The organism is Demequina sp. NBRC 110056 (assembly GCF_002090155.1).
Classification (GTDB): Bacteria; Actinomycetota; Actinomycetes; order Actinomycetales; family Demequinaceae; genus Demequina.
The window spans coordinates 317899-343017 of record NZ_BBRM01000003.1; the positions used below are offsets into that span (position 1 = coordinate 317899).

At 68.2% G+C, this 25119-nt stretch carries 19 protein-coding genes; 12 read left to right on the top strand and 7 right to left on the bottom strand.

Features of this window, described 5'->3' with window-relative positions:
• Nucleotides 1-243: 243 nt before the first annotated feature.
• Nucleotides 244-3771 carry a hypothetical protein gene (locus B7K25_RS05920; RefSeq protein ID WP_084104784.1) on the bottom strand — a complete coding sequence of 1176 codons (3528 nt, stop codon included), beginning with the start codon at nucleotides 3769-3771 and terminating at the stop codon, nucleotides 244-246.
• Nucleotides 3772-4455: 684 nt separating this feature from the next.
• Here B7K25_RS05920 and B7K25_RS05925 point away from each other — a divergent pair.
• The 4 genes from B7K25_RS05925 to B7K25_RS05940 all read left to right on the top strand — a co-directional run bounded on the left by B7K25_RS05925 (nucleotide 4456) and on the right by B7K25_RS05940 (nucleotide 9440).
• A complete protein-coding gene (locus tag B7K25_RS05925) occupies nucleotides 4456-4722 on the top strand; it encodes a three-helix bundle dimerization domain-containing protein (RefSeq protein ID WP_084104785.1) in 267 nt (88 codons plus the stop codon).
• Nucleotides 4723-4785: 63 nt separating this feature from the next.
• Nucleotides 4786-7845 carry an FAD-binding and (Fe-S)-binding domain-containing protein gene (locus B7K25_RS05930; RefSeq protein WP_084104786.1) on the top strand — a complete coding sequence of 1020 codons (3060 nt, stop codon included), beginning with the start codon at nucleotides 4786-4788 and terminating at the stop codon, nucleotides 7843-7845.
• A gap of 203 nt (nucleotides 7846-8048) precedes the next feature.
• Nucleotides 8049-8603, top strand: a complete 555-nt coding sequence (locus B7K25_RS05935) for an ElyC/SanA/YdcF family protein (protein WP_084104787.1) — start codon at nucleotides 8049-8051, stop codon at nucleotides 8601-8603.
• Between the two features lie 87 nt (nucleotides 8604-8690).
• Nucleotides 8691-9440 carry a CAP domain-containing protein gene (locus B7K25_RS05940; protein ID WP_159450133.1) on the top strand — a complete coding sequence of 250 codons (750 nt, stop codon included), beginning with the start codon at nucleotides 8691-8693 and terminating at the stop codon, nucleotides 9438-9440.
• Between the two features lie 39 nt (nucleotides 9441-9479).
• Here the strand turns inward: B7K25_RS05940 and B7K25_RS05945 are convergent, their stop codons facing one another.
• The gene (locus B7K25_RS05945) at nucleotides 9480-11294 is read right to left on the bottom strand and encodes an HNH endonuclease signature motif containing protein (RefSeq protein ID WP_084104789.1); all 1815 of its coding nucleotides are present in this window, start codon (nucleotides 11292-11294) and stop codon (nucleotides 9480-9482) included.
• Nucleotides 11295-11564: 270 nt separating this feature from the next.
• Here B7K25_RS05945 and B7K25_RS05950 point away from each other — a divergent pair, with 270 nt between their 5' ends.
• The 7 genes from B7K25_RS05950 to B7K25_RS05975 all read left to right on the top strand — a co-directional run bounded on the left by B7K25_RS05950 (nucleotide 11565) and on the right by B7K25_RS05975 (nucleotide 17966).
• Nucleotides 11565-12092: a DUF6318 family protein gene (locus tag B7K25_RS05950; RefSeq protein WP_084104790.1), complete on the top strand. Its 528-nt coding sequence runs from the start codon at nucleotides 11565-11567 to the stop codon at nucleotides 12090-12092.
• A gap of 475 nt (nucleotides 12093-12567) precedes the next feature.
• A complete protein-coding gene (locus B7K25_RS13715) occupies nucleotides 12568-13134 on the top strand; it encodes a hypothetical protein (RefSeq protein WP_084104791.1) in 567 nt (188 codons plus the stop codon).
• Between the two features lie 157 nt (nucleotides 13135-13291).
• On the top strand, nucleotides 13292-13723 hold the full coding sequence (locus tag B7K25_RS13720; protein WP_159450134.1) for a CAP domain-containing protein: 432 nt from the start codon (nucleotides 13292-13294) through the stop codon (nucleotides 13721-13723).
• A gap of 171 nt (nucleotides 13724-13894) precedes the next feature.
• Entirely contained in the window at nucleotides 13895-14551 is a 657-nt protein-coding gene (locus B7K25_RS13725) for a hypothetical protein (RefSeq protein ID WP_159450135.1), read from the top strand.
• A gap of 14 nt (nucleotides 14552-14565) precedes the next feature.
• Nucleotides 14566-15138, top strand: coding sequence for a CAP domain-containing protein (locus tag B7K25_RS13730; protein WP_159450136.1), 573 nt, complete (start codon nucleotides 14566-14568; stop codon nucleotides 15136-15138).
• Between the two features lie 21 nt (nucleotides 15139-15159).
• Nucleotides 15160-16362, top strand: a complete 1203-nt coding sequence (locus B7K25_RS05970; RefSeq protein ID WP_084104794.1) for an acyltransferase — start codon at nucleotides 15160-15162, stop codon at nucleotides 16360-16362.
• Nucleotides 16363-16475: 113 nt separating this feature from the next.
• Nucleotides 16476-17966, top strand: a complete 1491-nt coding sequence (locus B7K25_RS05975) for a sugar transferase (RefSeq protein ID WP_144018871.1) — start codon at nucleotides 16476-16478, stop codon at nucleotides 17964-17966.
• 10 nt (nucleotides 17967-17976) lie between these two features.
• Here the strand turns inward: B7K25_RS05975 and B7K25_RS05980 are convergent, their stop codons facing one another.
• The 5 genes from B7K25_RS05980 to B7K25_RS06000 all read right to left on the bottom strand — a co-directional run bounded on the left by B7K25_RS05980 (nucleotide 17977) and on the right by B7K25_RS06000 (nucleotide 23274).
• Nucleotides 17977-19350 (bottom strand): polysaccharide biosynthesis tyrosine autokinase, encoded by a 1374-nt coding sequence (locus tag B7K25_RS05980; RefSeq protein ID WP_084104796.1) that lies wholly within the window; start codon nucleotides 19348-19350, stop codon nucleotides 17977-17979.
• Nucleotides 19351-19437: 87 nt separating this feature from the next.
• Nucleotides 19438-20442 (bottom strand): GDP-L-fucose synthase, encoded by a 1005-nt coding sequence (locus B7K25_RS05985; RefSeq protein ID WP_084104797.1) that lies wholly within the window; start codon nucleotides 20440-20442, stop codon nucleotides 19438-19440.
• Nucleotides 20443-20448: 6 nt separating this feature from the next.
• Nucleotides 20449-21474: a GDP-mannose 4,6-dehydratase gene (gmd, locus tag B7K25_RS05990; RefSeq protein WP_200807869.1), complete on the bottom strand. Its 1026-nt coding sequence runs from the start codon at nucleotides 21472-21474 to the stop codon at nucleotides 20449-20451.
• A 19-nt stretch (nucleotides 21475-21493) separates the two neighbouring features.
• A complete protein-coding gene (locus B7K25_RS05995) occupies nucleotides 21494-22738 on the bottom strand; it encodes a WcaI family glycosyltransferase (protein ID WP_144018872.1) in 1245 nt (414 codons plus the stop codon).
• On the bottom strand, nucleotides 22735-23274 hold the full coding sequence (locus B7K25_RS06000) for a hypothetical protein (RefSeq protein WP_159450137.1): 540 nt from the start codon (nucleotides 23272-23274) through the stop codon (nucleotides 22735-22737). Before B7K25_RS06000 ends, B7K25_RS05995 begins: the two co-directional genes overlap by 4 nt.
• Before the next feature lie 122 nt (nucleotides 23275-23396).
• Here B7K25_RS06000 and B7K25_RS06005 point away from each other — a divergent pair, with 122 nt between their 5' ends.
• On the top strand, nucleotides 23397-25100 hold the full coding sequence (locus tag B7K25_RS06005) for a DUF4012 domain-containing protein (RefSeq protein WP_159450138.1): 1704 nt from the start codon (nucleotides 23397-23399) through the stop codon (nucleotides 25098-25100).
• The last annotated feature ends 19 nt before the right edge of the window (nucleotides 25101-25119 follow it).

A 25119-nucleotide genomic window follows, 5' to 3' on the forward strand; every position in this document is an offset into this window, starting at 1 on the left:
CCGCCGCTGGCGTGGCTCCGTCACCTGCCCGGCCGCGGCGCCGCCACCCGCCTCGTCGCCCACCCCTTCTCTTCCCAAGCGCCCAGGTGGTGCGTGAGCGTCGCTTTCTCGAGTCGCGCGTCGCCCGTTGGTGACTGAGCGTCGCAGCGGAACCCGGTGAGCGCATGGGCGCTGCGGAGGCCCCCAGACAGCGAGACGCCCGTCCCGCGCGATGCGGGACGGGCGTCTTCGTTTCCCCCTAGGTCAGCCTGCGTAGGTCACAACCCCCCTGACCGGTGCCGCAGGCTCGAGCGGCGGAGCCCCGAGGACGTTGTCCTCGATCTCCTCTTCCTCGTCGTCAGGACCGGCGACGCAGGCGTCCGTGGGCGGCGGGTACTGCACCGTCACCGTGGTCGAGGGGTTGACCTCGATCATCACGTCGACGCCGTTGCGGGTCCACTTGAAGTTGTCCTGCTCGTCCGTGTACTCCTCCCACTCCCCGGCGGAGTTCACGAACCAACCAGGCCAGTCCGTCGCGACGAACGTGGTCGGGTCCTCGGGATCGATGTCAGCGGCCGTCAGCCCAGGGGCCGGCGCCACCGAGGCACCGGGCCACAGCACCCACTCCTTGGACAGCGGCACCACCATCACGTGGTTCTCGCCGTCCGGGTTGAGGAACGTGATCGTCGCCGTGGTGATGGCGGGGTTCACGCGCTGGTGCGGGTCGTTGATGAGCACCTGGTAGTTGATCCAGGGCGCGTCGGCCGAGCACTCGGGCGTGAGGATCGTGCCGTCGATGGTCGGCTCGGCGGGACCGCAGTCGCCCGAGGCCGTCGGGTACACGACGCCCTCGATGATGACCTCGGGGTTGAGCTGCACCGTCACGGTCGCGCCGGAGCGGGTCCACCCGTAGTTGTCATCGCCGACGTCCTGCAGGAAGCCGTCCACGAAGTCCCAGCCGGGCCAGGTCAGCGAGTTGCCCTCGGGGTCCTCGGTGTACCCGGGCCAGTCGAACGTGCCGGTCCACAGCGGGTAGTCGGCGGCGTCGATCGGGATCGTGGTGGTCCAGGGCTCGAAGCCCTCCTTCGAGAAGGTGATGGTCACCTCCGTCGGCGCGGCCTCACCGGTCAGCTCGCTGAACGGGTCGTTGAGGTCCACGTCCCACGTCACGACCGGAACGCCCTCGACGCACTGCGCGGTGATGCTCGACTCGTCGATGTCGGCGCAGTCGCTCGGGTTGTCGATCGTGAACTCGTACGTGAAGTGGCTCAGGTCCACCTCCTGCTGGAACCCGCGGGAGGTCCCGAAGGAGCGCGCGAACGGGAAGCCCGTCTCGGCGGTCAGCGTGTACGTGCCCGGCTCGAGGTCATCGTGCCCGAAGGTCGGGTTGTCCTCGGGAGCGAAGGGGCCGTACGTCTCGACGACGTCCTCACCCTTGCGCAGGACGAACCGCACCGGCCCGTCGAGCGTGCCCACGGTCACGTTGTAGCTGAACCCGCCGTTGGGGGCCTCGCAGATGCCGCCGAACGAGTCAGGCACGAACCCGCCGTCCACGAGCGGGACGCAGTCCCGCTTGAGGAGCAGCCAGCCGTAGTCCTCGAGGTTCTGGCCCTCGATGAGCGTGGTGCCGTAGACCTTCACCCCGTTGAAGACGTCGTCCTCGTGGGAGAAGTGGCTGCTGGCCCAGTCGAGCGTCCACTCCGGGTTGTCGGCCGACTTCACGGCCTTCCACCAGGCGTAGGGCACGTACTCCCAGCCGCCCTCGCCGTCGGCGTGGCAGACCTCGGTGTGGCCCTTCTTGGAGAGCTCGCAGTCGCCGTCCTTGTTCAGCGGCGGGTAGTAGCCCTCGTTGCCGGCCTCGGTCGCGGGGACGCGGACCAGGTCCCAGCCGCCCTCGTCCATGACGCAGACCTTGGTGGTCACGCACTTGGAGTCGAGCAGCGCGGGGTTGCCCTGCGCGGCGATGAGCTCGGTGCCGTCGTGGGAGACCGCCGGGAACACGTCGCCGTCGTGGCCGAAGTGCTCGGAGGTGTAGCGCTCCCAGATGCGCCAGGTCGGGTCATCCGCGGTGCGGATCGCCTTCCACCACGCCGACTCGTACTCGTAGCCGTAGCGCTTGGCGTGGCAGACCTTCACCTTGCCGTCCGCCTTCTCCCAGCAGTCGCCGTTGTCGAGCGGGGCGTAGTACCCCTCGGTGCCGGAGAGCGAGGCGGGCACCCACTTCATGGTCCAGCCCTTGTCTCCGTCGACGCAGACCTTGACCTTGACGCAGTCGGAGGCCAGCAGCTCCTGGTCACCCTGCGCGGCGATCAGGACGTTGTCGCCCACCTGGACGGCCGGGAACACGTTGTCCTCGTCGTCGAAGTAGTCGGAGGTGTGGCGGTCGACGAGCGACCACTCGGGCTGCGCGACGTTGCGGGTCGCCTTCCACTCGGCCGTCTTGAGCTCGTAGGAGTAGCCCTTGGCCTTGCAGATCTCGACCTCGCCGCGGGTGTACTCCCAGCAGTCGCCGTCGTCGTTCAGCGGCAGGTAGCGTCCCTGGCCCACCTGGGTGCCGGCGGGGAACTCCTTGAGCTTCCAGTCGCCGTTCTTCCAGACGCAGTACTCGACGGGCGGGTCACAGGTCTCGCCGGTGTTCTGCACGAACGTGTGACGGTTGTTGTAGATGTTGCCGTCGTGGTTCGGCAGGTGCTTCGAGCCCCCGTGCAGGTCGTTCTCGATGGCGTCCTTGAGCTCCTGCAGGTCGTCCTTGTTCTCGATCTTGTACTCGTCGATCTGGTACTGGTCGATGCCCTCGCAGACGTCGACCTCACGGTTCTTGCAGTAGGAGAGCACCTCCTCCCAGCTCTTGCCCTGGTAGACGAATGCCTGCGGGAAGGACGGCATGGAGCGCACGCCGGTCTTGACCGTGGTGGACGGGAAGACGACAGGGTCCGCGAAGTAGCTCGCCGGGACCTCCTTGTCCTCGACGACCTGCCAGCAGACGTAGGTCAGGTACTCCTTGAAGCACTTGTCGTCGTTGACGATCTTCTTGCCCCACCAGCCGAAGTCGCCGTCGTCGTAGAACGCCTTGATCTCGTACTTGCCGTCCTTCGCGACGCACTTGTCGACCTTGTCGGGCTTGCAGTCGTCCTTGTCGTCGGACTGCGCCCAGATCGTGGAGCCATTGCGCGGCTCCCAGCCGGACTTCTCCCAGACGATCTTCGCCTTGTCGTCCTCCGCGTCCCAGACGCAGTAGGGGAGCTTCCGGTCGTCGTTCGGCTTGTCGACCAGCAGCACGGCGAAGTGGGACACGCTGTTCTTGTACGGGTGCTTGATGGTGACGTTCTTGGCGTTCGGGTCGACGTCGATGATGAACGCGCCGCCGCCGGGCTGGTTCTCCGAGCCGGCCTTCACGCAGTACTTGTCGACGAGCTTGCCGCTCGGCGCGGTGTACGGGACGGGCGACTCGGAGTCGATGTCGTCCTTGAGCGTCCAGTTGCCGTTGATCAGGTAGTCGCACTTCTTGGCGCCCGACGGGAGCTGGCTCTGCGTCGACTGCGTGGCGGCCGACGGGGCGGGCTCCTCCTGCTTCTTCTCAGCAGGCTTCTCCGTGGGCTTCTCCTCAGTCGACTCGGTCGACTCCTCCGTCGACTCCGGTGCCGACTGCTTCTCGAGCTCCTCAGACTGCTGCGTCTGCTCGACCGGTTCGACGGGATCCTGCTCTGTTCCGTAGGCCGCAGGTACGGCCCATCCGGCGAACGCGAGCGTCGTTGCGCATGCGGTCGCCAGGAACTTTGTCCCCAGCTTCATGACTTCCTCCCCAGCGGGGGGCAGGCCACGAACTTCGTGATCCCCTCAGCGCCCCCTCTTCTCGCCACGCTAGTGAGATTTCTCACAGTGTCAACGCGAGCGTGTGACAGGAGTGACGCATGTGACGGGGGGCTAGTCGTGTGACAGAACTCACACTGTTATCGGCAGATTTCGGGGATCTCTCTCAGAAGTGGTACCGAATGTGAGCGATGTTAGCCACGTCACTCCGGCGCGGCGCGGCAATCGTGCGCGCCGGGCGTGTCGGACGGAGGGACGATGCGCGGGCTGGGTCACGCCGCCCGCCCTGCCCGGTCGGGGCGGAGGGGCATCCGGTCACCGACTTGCCGTGCGGACGTCACCTGCGCGCAACACGGGGCCCTCGCCGCGCCGATGCGGGTGTCCCGTCCGCTCGTTCGTCACCCTCTGGCAACCTTGCGCCCCGCGTCGTACGCTCGTGACGTGGTCGGGCTCGGCGATGCCGGCCATCGGTGCTCGACGGCGGCTCCCCACGGCGCCCGCAGCGGGAGCCTCACGATCATCGCCACTCCGCACGCCGGACCGGACCGGTCGAGACGACACTCCTGGCCCCGGCACTCCGCAGGGCTCGCCGCCAGCGAGACCCAGCACCCGCATCGGCTCGCCGCTCGCCACCCTGCGCGCGGCCCCCAACGAACGGGCAGTGCCATGACGATCATCTCCGACCGCTTTCCCGACCTCGGAACCGACCAGACCTACGGGCTCGACACCGCGCTGGGCGAGCTCGCCCACGACTACGGCGCCGAGGTCGAGCACGACGCCATCGAGCAGGCGCTCGCCGACAGCTACGCAGAGGTCGCCGGGCCCGCCAAGGTGGACAGCTTCCTGCCGCTGCTGGCCGAGAGGCGCGCCAGGGAGAGGCTGGACGCGGCGATCGGCCACCGCGTGCATCGGCTCGCCGGCCCCGCCGCGTGAGCCGAGCCCGCAGAGCCAGTCGAGCCCGACGGGCGCGCGGCCCTCGCGCGCGTGCGTGGAACAATGACGCACGTGACCACGACCGCGCCCGAGACCTCCGATCTCACGGCGGTCCTGCGCGACGCGGTCGACGGCGAGGTCGACGCGAGTACGCGACGCCGCGCCGAGTACTCGACCGATGCGTCGAACTACCGCGTCCCGCCGGCGGTCGTGGTGTTCCCCCGGGACGCCGACGACCTTCAGGCAGTCCTCGACGCGGCGCGCACTGCTGGCGCCGCGGTGACGATGCGCGGCGGCGGCACCTCGGTCGCGGGCAACTCGATCGGCCCTGGCGTCGTCATCGACACCTCGCGCCACATGAACCGCATCCTCGCCGTGGACGCCGAGGCCGGCACCGCGCGCGTCCAGCCGGGCGTCGTGCTGTCGGAGCTGCAGAAGGTCGCGGCGCCGCACGGGCTGCGCTTCGGCCCGGACCCGTCGACCACCAACCGGGCGACGCTCGGTGGCATGATCGGCAACAACGCGTGCGGACCCCACGCGGTCGCGCACGGCAAGACGGCGCAGAACACGCTCGAGCTCGACGTCGTCACCGGCGACGGACGGCGCCTCACCGCCGGGCCCAAGACCGCCGATGCGGTCGCCGGGCTTGCCGACCTCGTCCGGGCCAACCTCGCTCTGGTCCGCACGGAGTTCGGCCGGTTCGACCGCCAGGTGAGCGGCTACTCGATGGAGCACCTGCTGCCGGAGAACGGCGCCGACCTCGCGCGCTTCCTCGTCGGCACGGAGGGCACGCTCGCGACGACGCTCGAGGCGACGGTGCGGCTGGTGCCCATCGCGCCGCACCGGATCACGGTGGCGTTCGGCTACGAGGACATGCCGGCGGCCGCCGATGCGGTCATGCCGATCATGGCGCACGGCCCCCACGCGGTGGAGGGCCTCGACGCCCGGCTCGTGGAGCGCATCCGCCTCGCGAAGGGTGATGGCGCGATCCCGGACCTGCCCCCGGGCGCGGGCTGGCTGTTCGTCGAGGTGGGGGCCTCCACGGAGGAGGAGGCGCGGGAGATCCTCGCGCGCGTGCGCGCGCACGCGGGTACGGACTGGGTCAGCGTGCTCGACGACCCGCGCGAGGCTGCGCGTCTGTGGGCGATCCGCGCCGACGGCGCCGGGCTCGCCGGCCGCAGCGCCGACAACAAGGAGTGCTGGCCCGGCTGGGAGGACGCGGCGGTGCCGCCGGAGCGGCTCGGTCAGTACCTGCGCGACTTCGACGAGCTCATGGCGCGCCACGGGGTGACGGGCCAGCCATTCGGCCACTTCGGCGACGGCTGCATCCACGTGCGGCTCGACATCCCGCTGACGTCGTCCGGCCGGCCGCTGCGCGCGTTCATGGAGGACGCCGCGGCCCTGGTCGCCTCGCACGGCGGATCGCTGTCGGGCGAGCACGGCGACGGCCGCGCCCGCGGCGAGCTCCTCAAGGCCATGTACTCGCCCGAGGCGATCGACCTGTTCGGCCAGGTGAAGGCGCTGTTCGACCCGGCGGGCGCGCTCAACCCGGGGGTCGTCGTCGACCCGGCGCCGCTCGATGCTGACTTGCGGCGCCCGGCCGCCCCGCGCATCGGCCGCTCGGCGGGTGGGTTCGCGTGGGCGCACGACCACGGCGACCTCACCGAGGCGGTCCACCGCTGCACGGGCGTGGGCAAGTGCCGCGCCGATGCGATCGGCTCCGGCTCGGGCTTCATGTGCCCCTCGTACACGGCGACCCAGGACGAGAAGGACGTCACGCGCGGCCGCGCGCGGGTGCTGCAGGACGCGATCAACGGCACGCTCGTGGGCGGGCTCACGGCGCCCGAGGTGCGCGAGAGCCTCGACCTGTGCCTGTCGTGCAAGGCCTGCAGCTCGGACTGCCCGAGCGGCATCGACATGGCGGCGTACAAGTCCGAGGTGCTCCACCAGTCCTACAAGGGCAAAGTGAGGCCGCTCACTCACTATTCGATCGGCTGGCTGCCGAGGTGGCTCAAGGTGGTGGGCGTCGCGCCTCGGGTGATCAATGCGGTGCTGCGGCCGGCGTGGATCCAGAGGTTCGCGGTGGGCGCGGCCGGGATGGACACGCGGCGCCGGCTTCCCGAGTTCGCGGCGGTGCCCTTCCGAAAGAGCGCCGATGCGCGCGCTCGCCGAGCCTCCACGCTCGGCTTGGAACCCGGGTCGCACGAGGCGGCACGTCCGTCCCGCCGGCCCGCCTCGGGCGGTGCGGGCGCGACGCCGGGCGGCACTGGTGTTGGCGACCCCGCGCTTGACGGCGAGCTCGCCGGTCCCGCCGGCGGGCAGATCGCTGATGCCGACGTCGAGCCGAGCGGCGATGCTCAGCCCGCCTGCGCATCGGCCGTGCGGACGCGGCCTGCCCGCGTGGTGCTGTGGGCGGACAGCTTCACCGACGGGCTCGACCCCGAGATCCCGGGCGCGATCCTCACGGTGCTCGAGGCGGCCGGCTTCGAGGTGATCGTTCCTGACGCGCAGGCGTGCTGCGGCGTGACGTGGATCTCGACGGGGCAGCTCGATGGTGCGCGCCGCCGCATGGAGCAGCTGCTGCAGGTCCTGGGGCCGTGGGCGGTCAACGGAGTGCCGATCATCGGCGTCGAGCCGTCGTGCACGGCGACGCTGCGCAGCGACCTGACGGAGCTGCTGCCCGACGACCCGCGTGCTCACGCGGTCGCTCGCGGTACCTTCACGTTGGCCGAGGTGCTCACGGGCCGCGCGCCGGTTGCTCCTGCGGAGGACTGGGAGGCGCCGCGCCTCGACGACGTCACCGCTGTGGTGCAGCCGCACTGCCACCAGTACTCGGTGGTCGGGTTCGGCGCGGATCGAGAGCTGCTGGCCTCGCTCGGCGCGACGGTGACCGAGACGGCCGGGTGCTGCGGGCTCGCGGGCAACTGGGGTACCGAGAAGGGCCACTATGACGTGTCGGTCCAGGTGGCGGAGAGCTCGCTGCTGCCGGCGCTGCGCTCGGCTCCTGAGGGCAGCGTGTATCTCGCCGATGGTGTCAGCTGCCGCACCCAGGCCGACGACCTCGCGGGTGTGCAGGGCCGTCATCTTGCCCAGCTCCTCGCGGACCGGCTTCCGGCGGCGTGACGGCGGGGGAGGGGCGTCCGGCCGGGCTCGACGGGGACTCGGTCGCGGGCGAGACCCCGGATGGGCTCGGCGGGACCGATCTCGAGGTTCAAGCGCGGGCCGCGACCCCGGCCCCAGCACCGGCGCACGTATCCGCGGCTCCGGCGGAGCCCGTTCCGGTGGAGTCCGGCGCGACTCGCCGCCGACCGTCCCGTCGTCGCGCGGTGCGGATCGCTTTCGTCGTCGCCGGCGCGTTCGCGGCGGTCGTGGCGATCGCCGGCATCCCGCTCTACGTCCTTCCGGCCCTCGATGAGCCCTCGTCCACCGATGTGGTCTACGTGATCGGCCCGCCGACCGAGGCGCGCCTCGACGTCGCGCGCGAGTTCGTCGAGGACGGCCTCACCGGCGCCGTGATGATCAGCCTCGACCCCGACGAGTCTGAGCGGTGGGAGGCCGCCGCGGCCGTGTGCGACGGAGCGTGGCAGGACGATCCCGCGACTGCGGACGCCGAGGTCATCTGCGCCAAGCCCGAGCCGTTCACCACTCGCGGCGAGGCGCGCGAGCTCGAGCGGGAGATGGCGGCGCACGGCTGGGAGTCGGCGGCTGTCGTCACGATCCGCCCTCACGTGTCGCGGGCACGAATGATCATTGAGCGCTGCGAGGTGGGGGAATTGTCGATGGTCGACTCGGGCGAGTCGCTTCACCCCTGGTATTGGGCCTACCACTACGCCTATCAGTCGGCGGGTTTCGTCAAGGCGGGAGTCCTGAGCGGCTGCTGACGGGCCCGTCTCGCCCTGCAGATCCGGCCCGCCGATGCGACAGTGGAGTGCATGTGGTTGCCCGGCGGACAACGGGGACGTGCACCGTTGCGCGCCCGGCTTGGCGTCGGCGTGCTCGCGGCCGGACTCGTGGTGGCGGGGTGTGCGAGCGCCGGCGTCGAGATCGTCGCGACGCCATCGACCACCGTCTCTGTGGCCGAGCGCGAGCTTCCGGTGGTCGGCCAGTCGATCACGGCCGAGCCTGAGTCCTCGGACGCTGGGAGCGACGAGTCGCGCATCAGCGTCGAGGCCGACGAGGAGTCCGCGTCCAGTGGCGCGGCGAGCGACACCGACGGATCCGAGGGCGAGTCTGGCGACAGTGCCGGTGAGGGCGACGCCGCAGACTCGGGTGAGGGAGCAGCGGTCGGCGAGGTCAATGGTCTGAACGGTTCGCTGTCCAAGCGCGCCGAGCAGCTTGCCCAGCAGCTCTTCGACCTCGCCAACGAGGCTCGCGCCGACGCCGATGCCGACGAGCTCGAGTGGGCCGACTGCGCCGCCGATCAGGCTGAGAAGCGCGCCACGCACGCCCGCGGCCTCGACGAGCTCAAGCACCAGAAGCTGACCTTCGACTGCACTGCGCAGTTGGTGGGGGAGAACCTCGTGCGCGGCGATGCTCCGGCGTCGAATCTGCACCAGCTCTGGATGGACTCGAAGGGCCACAAGGAGAACATCCTCAACGAGGACTTCGACAGGCTGGGGATCGGCTGCGTCGCGCACGCGGTGGGGGACCGGACCTCGAAGGCCGAGTCCGCCGAGGACATCGGCGGCTGGGTCTGCTCGCAGATGTTCTACGGCTGATCGCTCGGCGCTGGTCTCTCGGCACACCCTGAATCGCCCCTACAGGAGGACGAAGTGGCCGTCGGGTGGCGGCTGGTTGAGCCAGTCGGGGGTTGAGCTCGGCGTGGCGTCGGGTTTGGGGCTCGCGCCGCGAGTCGCGGGCGTCCCCGGCACGCCGGACTTGTTGGTCTTGCTGGCCTTGCGTGGCTTGCGGGGCTGGGCGCGGTGCTGGTTGGCCCGGTTGGCCGATGCGCGTGCTGGCTTGCCGTTCGAGCCGGGCTCGGGCAGCGCCTCGTCTCCTGAGGTGGGTGCGGGGCTGGCGTTGGGCGCACTGGTCCCAGGGGTGTCGGGGTCGGGTGTTCGGCTCTGGTTGTCAGTGTCCGCGGGGTCGGTGTCGAGTTCTTTCCCGCTTCCCGCGTTTGGGTGGTTGGGTGGGGTTTCGGTTGCGGCGAGGTGGGTTCGTTCGTGTTCGGTGAGTCCGAATCTTGCTCGGCCTCCGAGTTTCCAGGGCCGGTTGGGGTCGACGGTGCCCGGTGGTCGGAAGTACACGTCCGTTGCGGTGGCGTCGATGTCCCAGCCGCCGTGATGAATCGTGTGGTGGCAGGCGACGCACAGCAGGACGCCGTTGGCGAGGTCGGTGGGGCCGCCGTGGGTCCACCAGTCGATGTGGTGGGCTTCACAGTGCGATGGGGGTGCTCCGCACATCGCGCAGCCTCCGTCACGCACCAGGAGCGCTTCACGCTGTGCGGCGGTGAACAGCCGCTCCTCACGGCCGACGTCGAGGGGCTGGGAGTCGGTGCCCATGATCATGGGCAGGATCTCCGCATCGACCGCCAAACGCCGCAGTTGGCTGATGGGGATGGCGGTACCGCCGTCGACCTCAGCGACGCCGAGCCCAGCAGTGAGGTCGGTGGCGTTGGCGTGGATGGTGATCCTGGTGGTCGCATGCGACAGGGGTGCCTTGTTGCAGCCGAGCATGTGGTTGGAGAACGCCACGAGCGCGTCGGCACGGATCTGGCCAGGTGAGCGGGTGTCGTCGCTCAGGCGTCCGGCGTCTCGCTTGGCTCGGAAGGCGTCCTTGACGGCGCCTTCCAGTGCTGCGCGGATGGGGGCGGCGGAGATGGGATCCAGGAGTGCGGTGATCTGGAGGGCTCCGTCTTTGCGGTCGGACAGGATCACATGCCGCTTGGCATGCAGATCGGCTTGCCGTGCCTCAGCCGCCGAAGCCTGCAACGTGTCCTGCAATCGCCTGACGATGGGCGCGAGTTGGTTGACCGACAAGCCCCGCGCCTTGTCCACCAGCATCGTCTCGGCCCTGCTGATCCGCTCCACGGAAGCATCCGCCGACACGGAGTCGAGCATGTCGGTGATCATCGCCGCCGCACCGGCGGACAACTCACCAGCAGCCAAGGCCGCCGCCACGGCGGGATAGACGGGTGTCTCAGGCTCGGGCACCGGCAGGCCTGCCTGCTCAGCCTCGAGGGTGTTCTTGTGGTGGATCTCCGCCTGACCCATCGTCTTGCCCGTGGAGATCAGGTCGTGGGCGTCCTTGCGGGATCCGCCGGTCATGCCGGCGATGAACCTCTCCGGGGTCGTGTGTCCGTTCCTCCGTGCCAGGCCCTTGCGGCCGAACTCTGGTGCGGAACGGCGTCCGATCTCCGCGGCCGCGGTCGCGACCATCAGATCCCACTCCTTACGTGCCGCCACGGTCGCATGCTGGAGCTCCAGCAACGCACCCTCAGACAGGTCTTGCACCGTCGAGGCACAGATCAGAGCACGAGCGGCCTCACGGGCACACCGGTCAGCCTCCAACGCTTGGGCAAGCTCGGCAGGGACCTCCGTGAAGGACGCCTCAGGTGTGGTCGTGGTGGACATGAGGCCAGTCAAACAGCCTGGTCTGACATTCCAAGGTCCCTGGCAGCCACCTGTGGACAACCCAAACCCGACACGGGGCTGGGGACTGATGAGCGCATCGGCGCTGTGGAAGGGCCGGCCGCCGGCCGTCCACAGTTCTGCCGGGATGCCTAGCCGGGGTTCCGCTTTGCCCGATATGGTCGCGACATGACTCGACGCGGGTGGGGCGCGGGTGCTGCGGCGGTGGCAGCGTGCCTGGTGCTGGCCGGATGCGGGGGCGATCCGGCGCCCGTGGTGACGCCCACGCCGTCGCCCACGGAGACCCCCTCGCCGACGCCGACGCCGAGCCCCACGGCCACCACGCTGACCGAGGACGAGGTGCTGGCGGCGCTGCCGCCCGAGGCGCTTGTGGAGAGCTTCCCGGGGGCCGTGGCGTTTGCGGAGTTCTTCGTCGGGTTGTTTCCCGAACTGTTTCAAGAGTCAGCTCAGCCGGAGCTATTCGCAGCGTTGAGCGGCCCAGACTGCGTGTTTTGCGCGAATGCGCTTGAGAACGCTGCGACGGCCCAAGAGCGTGGCCTGACGACGACTGGCGGAGGGATCGCACTGGACTCAGCGAGTGCGCAAGGTGGACTCCGCGAGGAACCACTCTGGCAGGTCGAGGCACCATTCACCGAGGCAGCGATCGACTACCTAGACGCCGAGGGTCAGGTCGTCGATGAGGACGGAGAGCGGTCTGGGAACCTTGTTGCCGTTCTCTCGTACGAGGACGAGCGCTGGTCGATGGCTGACGTCGCGTTTGAGTACCGCGATGCCGACTAGTGCAGTGGTTCTCCTAGTCGCGGGCGCTCTCGCGCTTGCCGGACCAGGCTCGCCTTGGGACGACGTCGACGCGCGAGCGGGCAACGTCGGCGATTCAGGCTACGTCGAGCTCGCGGCCGAGAACACGGACCAAGGATCTTCGGGGCCCGGTCCCGCAACAACCCAAACCTCAACCGCCTCCACCACCCCCGCCCCTCACCGCTACCAACGCCACCCGACCTGCCTCGAGTGGGAGGTCTGGGCCGACGGCACGACGCCCACAGCAGGCGTCTGGCCCGACGACATCCCCGCGTGCGAACAAGCCTTCGCCCCACCCGCCGACTTCTGTCCCAACAACGAAACCCCTCAGACACCCCTCTGGCGCTCGAGCCTCCAGGCGAACGGCGAGTACGGCCCCTGGACCCAGGTCTCCGGCTACACCTGCGCCGCGCCCGCACAGGACCTCTCGGCAGCCATCGCCGCCGCCTGGCGCCAGATGCCCATCGAAGCCACGGACATCAGCTACACCCCGAACCTCGGCTGGGCGATCGCCCGCCTCGGCATCACGCCGGCTCTCGACGCCTCGCCGCAGCACCAGCAGACATCGGTCCTCGGCACGCCCGTCATCCTCCGCGCGACGCCCGTCGAGTTCGCGTGGACCACGTCCGACGGCACCGGCGTCACCCACGCGTCCACGGCGGGCACCGCAACCAACGACAGCAGCGCCGATGCGCTCGTCACCATCACCTTCCACCCCGCCGAGCATCGGGTCCAGCTGGGTCTCGCCACCACCTGGGAGGGCCACTACAGCCTGGACGACGGCGCCACGTGGCAGCCGGCCCCGGGCACCGCGACGACGACGTCGGCACAGCAGTCAGTCCATGTCTTCAACCCGCGTGCGCGCCTCGTCGACTGCGACACCACCGGCACCTGCGCGAGCACCGCGACAACCACAGCGACGACGAACCCCGCCACCATCACCGATCCCGACGCGGACGGCATCGACAACCACATCGTCCCCGACGAGGACATCGACGCCTACCTCGCCCGCCGCGCGAGCTAGCAGCGCGCGAGCTAGCACCGGGCGAGCACCGCACCGGCACAGAGCGACCACCAACTACCCTGAACCGGTGACCCGCGCCAAGACGAGCCCCGCCAGAGCCGCCGCCACCGCCCTCGCAATCGCCGCGATCACGGCGACAGCAACAGCAGGCTGCAGCATGCGCGAGCCAGTGGACCTCCCCGAGCCAGAGCAGTTCGAGCAGGAGCTCCTCGACCAGATCAACGCCCTCCGCCTTGAGCAGGGCCAGGTCCGCCTCGAAGAGGACGCCTGCATCCAGGACCACGCCCGCACCCGCGCAGCCCAGCTCCCCGGCGCCGAGGACGTCCCCCGCGACGACCTCCCCGCCGACTGCGGCGACTTCGACTACGCGGGCGAGAACGTGTCACGCTCGGACCAGACGGCCGCCGAGGTGGTCGACACCTGGGCCGCCGACGAGCTCCAGTACCCCAACCTCGTGGACCCGCTCTTCACGACGGCGGGCGTCGGCTGCGTGGGCGTCGCGTTCGACGACACGGGCCGCGTCGCCGAGCCGGGCGAAGACCTCGCGGGCATGGCATGCTCGGTCATCTTCCAGGGCTACACGGAGTAGGTCTACACCGAGCAGCGCCGATGCGCGGGTTGGCTTCCACGCCGCCCGCACCACCACACGCCCCAGCCAGCCGAGGGGGGCGCTACTCAGCAGGGCCCCAATAACGCCCCAAACCCTCATAAACCCCATCGGGTACGGTGGACGGCAAGCTATTCCAGGAGTGCCGACGCCATGCCCCAAGACGTCATGCGCAAGCTCAAGGTCCGCACGCAGTCGCAGATCGACATCCCGATCATCGTGAACAGCTTCGGCCGTTCCGGTTCGACGGTGCTGTACAAGGCGGTGCGCGACTCGGCGCTCAAACCGCTGTTCCGCGACAAGCACGAGGATCACGGCCTCGGCGGCCAGGCGTGGATCCTGGACGAGACGCGCACGGAGCGCGGCCGCGCCTACAAGTCGCATGATCGCGCCGCCAAACGCCTCCCGGGCGACGCGAAGATGTTCTACGTCTTCGGCGAGCCGGTGGCGGCCACGCTGTCGGTGATGAAGCGCGGCTACAAGCGCCAGGACTGGTTCGACCTCCACTGCGACCACATGCGGGTTCCGCACTGCGCCCCGGACGACCTGATCGAGGACGACGCCCTCCGGATCGAGGAGCACCTCCAGGGCTGGCTCGACAGCCCCGCGACGCCGGTGGCGTTCGTTCGCTACGAGGCGATGTGGGACTACGTCGAGGAGATGAGCGAGTTCATCGGCTTCCCTCTCGAGCTCCCGCCGCAGCGCGAGCGCTCGAGCCGCGCCGAGGACGCCCCCGCAGCCCTCGTGGACACCTACGCCTCGACCGCGCGACTGGTCGACTCGCTGCCGGACTGGCACGTGCGCGAGTAGGTATCGTTCACCACGTGCCTCCTCACCACCGCGAGCGTCGCCCGGTCTCGCAGCGCCGATGCGCGGGCTGGCTTCGCTACCTCCGCGCCGCCATCGCGGCGACGGTGGTCGCCGCGGCGGTGTCCGCGTGCAGTGCGGACGCGCCCGTGGACCTGCCTTCACCTGAGGACTACGCACAGCAGCTGCACCAGGGTGCCAATGCCGAGCGGGTCTCAGCCGGGCTCGAGCCCCTCGAGTGGTCGGAGTGCATCCTCCCGGTCGCGCAGGAACGGTCCGAGAAGGTCAACGAGACCGGCGAGCTCACTCACGAGCCCCTCGCGGCGACCTGCAACGACGGCGCTACCACGGGCGAGAACCTCTCGCGAGCGGAGGACTCGCCCGAGCGCATCGTCGAGATGTGGATGGCGTCGCCCGGCCACGAGGCGAACATCCTCAACCCCGCGTTCACGACGGTCGCTGTGGCCTGCGCGCGCGAGACGGAGGACGCGGGCCCGATGTCGTGCTCCTGGGTGGCCGAGGGGCTCTCTCCAGATGACCCTGACTACGACCCCGACGCCCAGGGCGAGGGCACCATTACCGTCGACTAGCCACCCGCTAGCATCGCGCCCATGGCCGCCTCCGCAACCTCCGCAAGCGGCACAACGGTTCCCCCACGGACCTTCCGCCCCGACATCCAAGGTCTGCGCGCGCTCGCGGTCCTCCTGGTGATGGCCCAGCACCTCGGCATCCCGACCGGCGCGGGCGGCTTCGTCGGCGTCGACGTCTTCCTCGTGATCTCGGGCTTCCTCATCACTGGCTTCATCGTCGAGCGTCTCGCCGCCGGCACGTTCAACTTCGGCGACTTCTATGCACGCCGAGTCCGCCGCCTTCTTCCCGCTTCGCTGCTGACGGTCCTGCTCACGCTCATCGCCGCAGCGCTCTTCCTTCCCCCAGCTCTGGCGCAGGCGACCGCTCAGGACGCCACGGCGTCGGCGCTCTACCTGCCGAACGTGTTCTGGACATGGGAGTGGTGGAACGGGATCTTCTCGGAACGCCGAGCGTTCGGCCACTTCTGGTCGCTGGGCCTCGAGGAGCAGTTCTACCTGCTGTGGCCGTTGCTCCTTGTGGCGGCGTTCGCCCTCGGCCGCCGAAGCCGGCTCGCCTTCACCGTTGGCATCGCCGTCGTCTTCGTCGGTTCGTTCGTCACCTCGGTGGTGATGACTCCCGGAGACCCCATCGCCGCGTACTACCTGCTGCACACGCGGGCGTGGGAGTTTGCACTGGGCGGCCTTGTATGGATGGCGGTGGCGCAGCTTCGAGCGCCTGGGCCCGATGCACCTCGAAGTTCGCCGTCGCGTGCGCCGGTCTACGCATCACTCGCAGTCCTCGGCCTCGCACTCGTCGCTGTGGGGTATGTCGTGTGCCGGGCGCTGCCGTTCCCCGGCTGGTCGGCGATGTTGCCGGCCGGTGGTGCCGCGCTGGTGATCATGGGCGGCGCGATTGCGCCGAGTGGACTCGGGACGCGTTTGCTATCGCTCAGGCCAGCGGTGTGGCTCGGCACCATCTCCTACTCGCTGTATCTCATCCATCTGCCGATGGTCGTCATCCCCCAGCTCGCGAACGGCGAGCCGCTGTGGGGCCCCTGGCGCGTTCTGATCGGAGCGGCCGCTGTCCCGCTCGCCTGGCTGATGTGGCGATACATCGAGCAGCCCTTCCGCATCGCGCGCGGTCACGTCGCGGGCGGGTGGAAGACCGTCGCCGTCGGAGTTGTCGCATCGTTGGCGGTCGCTGGAGTGTCATGGCTGTCGGGTGGAGCCATCTTCGTTCGATGAGTGAGGTGGGTCGTGTCCTTTTCCTTCCCATTTCTGATGCGCGATCTCGCATTGTGGACACATTTCTGTCGATGCTTTCCCGGAGCGTCGGCCATCGTCGCTAGAGTGATGGCGTGCGAGACCCCCAGGACATCCAGTTTCCGCAGGACGCCTCTATCCAGCGCATGGGTGGCCGCAAGGGTTGGGCGCGAAAGTACGTCGCACGGCTCTTCGTGACGGACGTCATCGTCCTGGCGCTGGTGATGGTTCTCGCCCACGCGGTGCGCTTCGGCTGGGACGTCATCGCGCCTGTGGCAGGCCCCGCAGCGCCCAACTTCGGGTGGCTCTCGGCAGGCATCGTGGCGCTGTGGGTGCTGCAGCTCGGATGGAGCAAGTCCCGCGAGGCGCGCATTCTCGGCCACGGACCTCAAGAGTTCCAGCGGGTCATTTCTGCGTCGTGGCGGACCTTCGCGATCATCGCGATCGTCGGTTTCCTCACGCAATGGCAGATAAGCCGCGGCTACCTGCTCTTCGCCATCCCCGTCGGCACGCTGATGCTGCTTGTGTACCGCGGCGCCTGGCGCACCTGGATCCACGCCCAGCGCGACCGCGGAGAGCTTCGGGCACAGGTGATCGTGGTGGGTCCGGTGCAGCTGAGTCAGCAGCTCATGCGTCGTCTCCGCAAGAACGACCGCGCCGGGCTTCACATTCTGGGTGTGTGCCTTCCTCCGACCGCCTGGGGAGTCCTCGACGAGGACCTCGCGGACATTCCGGTGCTCGGCACCATCGACGACGCGGCGGAGATTGCCACGCGCATTGGAGCGGAGTACCTCATCATCTCCGGCACCGACGAACTCTCGCTCAAGGAGGCACGCCAGCTGGGATGGGAGCTCGAAGGCACGGGCACGGGCCTCATCGTGGCGCCGGCCATGGCGGACATCGCCGGGCCTCGTGTGCAGATCACCCCGGTCGAAGGCATGCCGCTCCTCCACGTCGACGCGCCCCGCTTCGCTGGCGGCAAGTACGTGATGAAGGCCGTCGCGGACGAGATCACGGCGTTCTTCCTGTTGCTCCTGCTCGCGCTCCCCCTGGGCCTCATCGCGCTCGCGGTGAAGCTCACCTCAAGAGGTCCAGTCCTCTTCAAGCAGGTCCGTGTGGGACGCAACGAGCAGCTCTTCACCATGTACAAGTTCCGCTCGATGTATGTCGACGCCGAGGCGCGCCTTGCAGCGCTCAAGGCCGACGACGACCGGGACGCGGGGAACGATGTCCTATTCAAGATGAGGGACGACCCTCGAGTCACGAAGGTCGGCAAGTTCTTGCGTCGCTACTCGCTTGACGAGTTGCCACAGCTGCTCAACGTCTTCAAGGGCGACATGGCCATCGTGGGCCCGCGCCCACCGCTGCCGAGCGAGGTCGAGAGCTGGGAGGACGGCGTCGCCCGTCGCCAGCTGGTCAAGCCCGGCATCACGGGTCTCTGGCAGGTGAGTGGGCGGTCCGATCTCGACTGGGAGCAGAGCGTCCGGCTGGACCTGTACTACACGGAGAACTGGAGCCTCGCTGGCGACTTCGTCATCGTGCTACGTACTGCCTGGGCGGTGCTCGCCGGGCGCGGCGCATACTGACGCAAGCGCGTTACTTCTTGCTTGCCGTCTCCGCGTAGGCGTAGCCGTAGCGGCCGTAGCCGTAGGCGTCAGGTCCCTTGACGGGAAGCATCGTAAGCACGAGGCCCGACAGCGGCGCACCAACGTTGTCGAGCGAGTCCAGCGCTGCCTCGACTTGCTGGCGGCGGGTGCGTCCCGCAGACACGATGAGGATGGATCCACCGACCAGGCGCGCGAGCACAGCAGCATCGGTGACGGGTAGCAGCGGCGGCGCGTCGTAGAGGACCACGTCGTACTGTTGCTGGAGGTCCTCGATCAGGTCAGACATCGTAGTAGAGCCCAACAGCTCCGAAGGGTTGGGCGGGATCGTGCCGGCAGGCAGCAGGTGCAGGCTGGTGCGCCCCCAGCGCTGGGTCGCGTCCTCGAGGGCGGCTCGCCCGACGAGGACGTCCGTGAGTCCAACGCCGCCTTCAACTCCCATGTAGTTCGCCATCTTGGGCTTGCGCAGGTCAGCGCCCACCAGCAGCACGCGCGCGCCGGCGTCGGCCAGCGCGATCGCGAGGTTGGACGCCGTGGTCGACTTGCCCTCGCTCGGTAGCGCGCTGGTGAGCACGAAGCTGCGGTGGCGCTTGCCGGCGTCGAGGAACTGCAGGTTGGTGCGCAACGTGCGGAACGACTCGGCGCGGGGGCTACGTGGGTCAGCGTGCAGCACGAGCGGCCGCTCTTTCGCCTTGGGATCGAAGACGATGCCGCCGATGACCGGGCGCTCGGTCACGTGCTCGAGGTCGCGCTCGTTGCGGATCCGGGTGTCGAGCGCGTGCCGCAAGAGCGCGATGGCGAGGCCGAGCGCGGCACCAAGCAGCAGGCCCAGCGCGACGTTGAGCGTCGTGTTGGGGCTCGCTGGCGATGAGGGAATCTCCGCCTCTTGCACGACAGTGAGGCTCACGGGCGAACCACCTGCAGCGTCAGTGGTCTCGATGTCCTCGACCACCGAGATGAGCTCATTCGCTGTGGCGGTCGCTAGTGACGCGGCGAACACCGGATCGGTGTTGGTGACGGAGACGTCGATGACCGTGGTGTTGAGCGGGGCTGTCGCTGACACATTCGAGCGGAGCCGCTGCACGGATGTATCGATGCCGAGCGCGTCGATGGTCGGCTGCAACACCGCCGCGGTCTTGACGAGGTCTGCGTAGGTCTTGACGCGCTGTTGAGTGAACGTGTTGCCCTGCTGGAGCTCGGCCGCGGAGGAAGCTCCCGAGGTCGAGACGAAGACTTTCGCGGAAGCGGCGTACGTTGGCGTGGCCAGCGCCGAGTAGGTGTAGCCGAGGGCTCCGCCAATGAGCGTCGCGACGAGCAGCACCACCCAGTTCTTCTTCAGCACCAGGAGGTAGTCCTGCAGTTCCACGGCGGCCCCTTCATGAATTGCTAGTGGTGGACGGGCATCAGTCTGCCACGCTGGCTGTTGTCGGCCCGCGCAGAAAGCGGGAGGAACCTAACCGCGGTAGTCGTCTTGGTGGTCGAGGAACCATTGGTAGGTCTGTCGGAGTCCGTCTTCGAGGGTGATGTTGGCGGTCCAGCCGGCGTTGGCGAGTTTGGACACGTCGAGGAGCTTTTGGGGTGTGCCGTCGGGCTTTGACGTGTCCCACGAGGTGGTGCCGGTGTAGCCGGTGACGTTTGCGATGGTGGCGGCGATGTCGTGGATGGTGACGTCTGTGCCGGTGCCGACGTTGACTTGTTGGGGTCCGTCGTAGTGTTCGAGGAGGTGCAGGCAGGCGTCGGCCATGTCGTCGACGTGGAGGAATTCACGGCGGGGGGTGCCGGTGCCCCAGTTGGTGACCTCGCTCGCGCCGGTCTGGACGGCTTCGTGGTAGCGGCGGATCAGTGCGGGTAGGACGTGGGAGCCGGTGGGGGAGAAGTTGTCGTTGGGTCCATACAGGTTGGTGGGCATGGCGGAGATCCATGCTTTGCCGTATTCACGTCTCGCGGCTTGGATGTGCATGATGCCGGCGATCTTCGCGATCGCGTAGGCGTCGTTGGTGTGCTCCAAGTATCCGGTGTGGAGGGCGTCTTCGGTGATGGGCTGGGTCGCCATCTTGGGGTAGATGCACGATGAGCCCAGGAACAGCAGCCGCTCGACGTCGGTGTCGAGGGCGGCGTCGATGACGTTGGTTTGGATGCGGATGTTGTCCGAGAGGAACTCGACGGGGTAGGTGTTGTTCGCCAGGATCCCGCCGACCTTCGCTGCAGCCAGCACCACATAGCGGGGCTTGATGTCGCGCATGAACGCGAACACGGCGTCGCGGTCTGTGAGGTCGAGCTCTGTGGAGGTGCGGCCGATGATGTTGGTGAAGCCGGCTGCCTCGAGGCGGCGCACGATGGCCGAGCCGACGAGGCCGCGGTGGCCGGCGACGTAGACGGCCGCAGAGCGGTCCAGGGGGCCGGGGGTGAAGGTCACGTCGTCGCTGAGGCGCGGCCCGTCATCGATGCGGTCAGCCATGGATGCCTACTTGTAGGTGTCGAGTTGCACGGTGTCGATCCAGGGCTTGCCTTCATGGGCTAGGGCCTGGATGTCGGCGTCGACCATGAGGCGGGCCAAGTCTGCGGAGTGGACGGTGGCCTTCCAGCCCAGGTTCTTCTCGGCCTTGGTCGGGTCGCCGATGAGAGCGTCGACCTCGGTGGGACGCAGGTAGCGCTCGTCGAACTTGACGTGGTCCTGCCAGTTCAGCCCCACGTGCTCGAACGAGGCATCCAGGAACTCGCGCACGGTGATGCCGACACCGGTGGCCAGCACGTAGTCCTCGGGTTCGTCGACCTGCAGCATGCGCCACATGCCCTCGGCGTATTCGGCGGCGTAGCCCCAGTCACGGATCGCATCGAGGTTGCCCAGCCACAGCTCGTTCTGGACGCCGGCCTTGATGCGTGCCACCGCGCGGGTGATCTTGCGGGTCACGAACGTCTCACCACGACGGGGAGATTCGTGGTTGAACAGGATGCCGTTGACGGCGAACATCCCGTAACCCTCACGGTAGTTCTTCGTCACCCAATACGAGTACACCTTCGCCGCGCCATACGGACTACGCGGATAGAACGGGGTGTCCTCACCCTGCGGCGGCGGGGTCGCACCAAACATCTCTGACGTCGACGCCTGATAGAACCGGCAGTGAATGCCAGCCTTGCGCACCGCTTCGAGCATCCGCATCGAGCCGATACCGGTCACATCACCGGTGTGCTCGGGCTCATCGAAGCTGACGCGCACATGCGACTGCGCGGCAAGGTTGTACACCTCGTCGGGGTTGATGTCATGCAGCAGAGACACCAGACGCGAACCATCACTGAGGTCGCCGTAGTGGAGGAAGAACTTCGCATCCGGGTTGTGCGGATCGGTATACAGGTGATCGATCCGCGACGTGTTGAACGTCGACGCACGACGAATCAGACCATGAACCTCATAGCCCTTGGCGAGCAGCAACTCCGCCAGATACGAACCATCCTGACCCGTCACACCAGTGATGAATGCCTTCTTTGTCACGGTTTTGACGCCCCCTGAGCTACGGTTCTTGATGCGCTGCCGGTGCATTCCGGTCAGCGTTCGAAATGACATTCTGCCACGCCGCGAGCGCCGAGTCGGCGGACAGGTTGCTTCGCCAGTACTCTCGTGCGGCAGCGCCAAAGGCGGTTCGTGCACCCTCATCGTTGCGCAGCGTCTCGAGTGCTTCGAGCAGGGCGTGAGGTTCTTCGTTCGTCACCACCGGCCCGGCTCCAGCCTTCGCCATGATCTGCGAGACGATTCCGTCGGCAGACACGGCCGCGGCGACCGGACGGCCGGCGGCGAAGTAGCTTGTGAGCTTGCTCGGTGCAGCCATCTCGCGGATCCCAGGCAACTCATTCACGAGCAGCACGTCGGCAGCAGCGAGCGCCAACGGGAACGAGTCGCCCGGCAGGGGGTCGACAAAGCGGATCGACGTCATGCCAGCCGACGCCGCCTCAAGGCGACTCCGCTCGCCCCCATCTCCCAGCATGACGAACTCGACCGAGCCAGCGCGCGCATCGGCGAGCCGTGCCGCCTCGACGATGTTGTCGAGGCCCTGCTTCGACCCCATGTTCCCTGCGTGGAGCGCGATGAAGGCGTCCGGATCCCATCCCAAAGCCTCGCGCGCTTCAGAGCGCGTCGCAGTGCTGGCCCGAATGTGCGTCCAGTTGGGGATCACCGTGATCCGCTCGCGGTCCACGCCCAGGCTCTCGACCATGCGGGAGGCCATCGCGTCGTGAATGGCGACCACGGCATCGGCCCTGCGCAAGGTCCACCCCTCCAGTGCCCCAGCGATCCGCACGACCGCACCGGAGCCCTCTCCCGTCTCCTGCATCCCTTGGGAGTACAGGTCCTGCACCCAGACCGCCGTCCGCCCTCGCCGCAGCGCCGCGCGCGCCATCGAGATGGTCGCGCCGAACAGCGCGGGGGAGACGACCACGACAGTGTCCGGCGACTTCCACCGAGCGAGCGTGCTGGTCACCCCGAACGTGAGCTCGGACACGAGGCGCTTGAGCCCGCGAGGCGAGGCGGGGATGTAGTGCCAGCGGCGCCTGACCTGCACGCCACTGATCTCTTCAGTCATGGTGAGGCCGCTGTAGTCCGCGTACCGCTTCCATTGGGGGTAGTGCGGGAACGCTGTCACCACTGTGACGCCCATGCCCGCGTCTGCGCAGTGCTCGGCGAGGGCGGTCGTGTAGGGCGGGATCCCCGAGATCTCCGGGGCGTAGTTGATGCCGACGACCGTGAGTCGCTGTGCGCTCATCCGCGCACCCACGCGCTGATGTACTTGACGGCGGCGTCGATGACGGCGAACGCCTCGTCGTAGCGCGCCTGACTGCGCCGGTAAGGGTCGGGCACGTCGGTGCTGCTGACCGATGCGAGCTCGGGGCGGAAGTCGCGGATCGCGGCGGGTACGTTGCAGAGCCGCTCTGCCGGGGTGGCGCCGTCGAGCGGGGCATTCGCCCGGCCGGCCCGGGCGATCTCGTCAAGCAGGAACGTCTTGCGCAGCGCGGCAGGCGAGTCCTGCACGATCCTCGTGCGGTGCTCCGCCGCCATGACGATGACGAGGTCAGCCTCCTGGAGGAGGGCCACGGTGGCGGGCTGCGCGCGGTGCTCGCGCCCGTCGAGGCCGGCGCCGTCGAGATTCATCAGCATCTCCGCCGGGATGCCGTGGCCCGTCATGGCGCTGGTGCCCGCACTGGAGATCACGGCGATATCTCCCAGGTACTCTCTGAGCAGCAGTTCGGCGGCGGGTGATCGGCAGATGTTTCCGGTGCACACCGTGAGGATGCTGGTCACTAGTTGGTCCCGTCGTTCGTTGTCGTGCCGACCGCGCAGCAGTCCAGGAGAGATCGATGACCACGGTACCGTCCCACGCCCGTCCGCCTCGGCGTCGGATCTGGCCGTGGATCGTAGGCGGTGTGCTCCTGGTGCTCGCCCTCTTCGCCGGGCTGTTCGCGTGGGATGGCTGGCGGATACTCGCCTCCGCGGACGAGCTGGAGGCCCATGCTGCCGGTGCGCAGCAGGCGGTGAGCGAGCGGGACGCGGACGCGCTCGCGAGTGAGGTCACGGCGCTCCAGGCGTCGGCGGATGAGTTCGCGTCGCACACCACCGGTGTTCATTGGACCATCGCCGGGTGGATCCCGTGGGTGAAGGACCAGACCGTTCCGCTGCAACAGGCGGGGGCGTCGGTCGCCGTCGTGAGCACCGATGCGCTGGGGCCGCTCGCCGATCTTGACGACCTGAGCGCGCTCGAGGTGCCGCCCATCGAGCAGGGGCGTATCGACCCGTACTTCCTGGAGCCCTACAGGGAGGTCCTCGCGTCCTCGGCGCAGACCCTGCACGGGGAGACTGCCGAGCTGGCGGAGGTCTCGCTCGGCTCGACGATCGGCGCTGTCCGTGAACCGTTCCTGACCTTGGAGTCGCAACTGGCGACGCTGACGGACTTGGTGCAGGGCGCGCATGTCGCGGCCGAGGTCCTGCCGTCGATGCTGGGCGCAGAGGGCCCGCGCTCCTACATAGTCATGGTGCAGAACAATGCCGAGCCGCGCTCGAGTGGCGGCATCCCCGGCGCGGTGCTTGAGCTCACGGTCGACGATGGACGGATGTCCCTCGGCCGGTACATCTCGGCCGCGAGCATGCGCGATCCGGAGAACCCTGTCGCGGCGCTCACGGAGGACGAAGTCCGCGTGTTCACCGAACGCATGGTCTGGTACCCGCAGGATGTGAATTTCACCCCGGAGTATCCGCGTGCTGCCGAGATCATGGCTGCCTTCTGGGAGCGCGAGACTGGTGAGTCGCCTGAAGCCGTCATTTCGATTGATCCTGTCGCTTTGCAGCAGATGCTTTCGGGTATGGAGCCGGTGGATATCGACGGCGTCGAGATCACCGACGACAACCTGGCTGACGTGATGCTCAACAAGGTCTACTTCGCCTTCGACGAGCCAGCAGAGCAAGATGCCTTCTTCTCTCGCGCCTCCCTGACCCTGTTCGGGCAACTCTTCACCGGATCGACGAGCGTGGTGGCGGGTACCGAGTCTGCGATCGAGCAGGGACGTTTCCTCGTCTGGTCGGCCACCGATGCAGAGCAGGACCTACTCGAGACGACCGATATAGCAGGGGACTTCATCGCGCGGAGCGAGGACCTAGGCGTTTTTCTCAGCGATGGCTCAGGCTCGAAGATTGGCTACTACATCGACACGGAGCTGTCGGTCGTGGACCACCTGTGCGAGTCCGACGGTAGCCTCAACCGGCAGGCCCTGACCTACCGGTTGACGCATACTTACGACGAAGCCATCGACGACCTCCCTTGGTACGTGGGCGGGGGCGACGTCTACGTCCCTTCTGGCGAGTTTCACGCGAATGTCCGAATCGTGCCGCCAGTTGGAATGGGAGTGACACATTTCACCCGTGATGGCCAGGCAGATTCGTTGAATGGCGAGCAACTGCACACACGTGACATCGCGACCGCGCGAGTGGTGCTTCTACCTGGAGAGACGACGACGCTCGAGTTCGAGGTCGCCGCCCGCAACCGGGGACTTGTCAATGAGAGCATCGCGCAGACTCCGGGTCCGAAACTCAATGTTTACAGCAGAGCGGTCGATACTGAGAGAGACGACTGTTAGCATCGCTGTGTTCGTCGAT

Excerpts from the sequence above, each read along its gene's own strand:
- B7K25_RS05920 (WP_084104784.1), bottom strand. The coding sequence starts at position 3,771 with ATGAAGCTGGGGACAAAGTTCCTGGCGACCGCATGCGCAACGACGCTC.
- B7K25_RS05925 (WP_084104785.1), top strand. The coding sequence starts at position 4,456 with ATGACGATCATCTCCGACCGCTTTCCCGACCTCGGAACCGACCAGACC.
- B7K25_RS05930 (WP_084104786.1), top strand. The coding sequence starts at position 4,786 with ATGACGCACGTGACCACGACCGCGCCCGAGACCTCCGATCTCACGGCG.
- B7K25_RS05945 (WP_084104789.1), bottom strand. The coding sequence starts at position 11,294 with ATGTCCACCACGACCACACCTGAGGCGTCCTTCACGGAGGTCCCTGCC.
- B7K25_RS13715 (WP_084104791.1), top strand. The coding sequence starts at position 12,568 with ATGCCCATCGAAGCCACGGACATCAGCTACACCCCGAACCTCGGCTGG.
- B7K25_RS13720 (WP_159450134.1), top strand. The coding sequence starts at position 13,292 with ATGCGCGAGCCAGTGGACCTCCCCGAGCCAGAGCAGTTCGAGCAGGAG.
- B7K25_RS13725 (WP_159450135.1), top strand. The coding sequence starts at position 13,895 with ATGCCCCAAGACGTCATGCGCAAGCTCAAGGTCCGCACGCAGTCGCAG.
- B7K25_RS05970 (WP_084104794.1), top strand. The coding sequence starts at position 15,160 with ATGGCCGCCTCCGCAACCTCCGCAAGCGGCACAACGGTTCCCCCACGG.
- B7K25_RS05985 (WP_084104797.1), bottom strand. The coding sequence starts at position 20,442 with ATGGCTGACCGCATCGATGACGGGCCGCGCCTCAGCGACGACGTGACC.
- B7K25_RS05995 (WP_144018872.1), bottom strand. The coding sequence starts at position 22,738 with ATGAGCGCACAGCGACTCACGGTCGTCGGCATCAACTACGCCCCGGAG.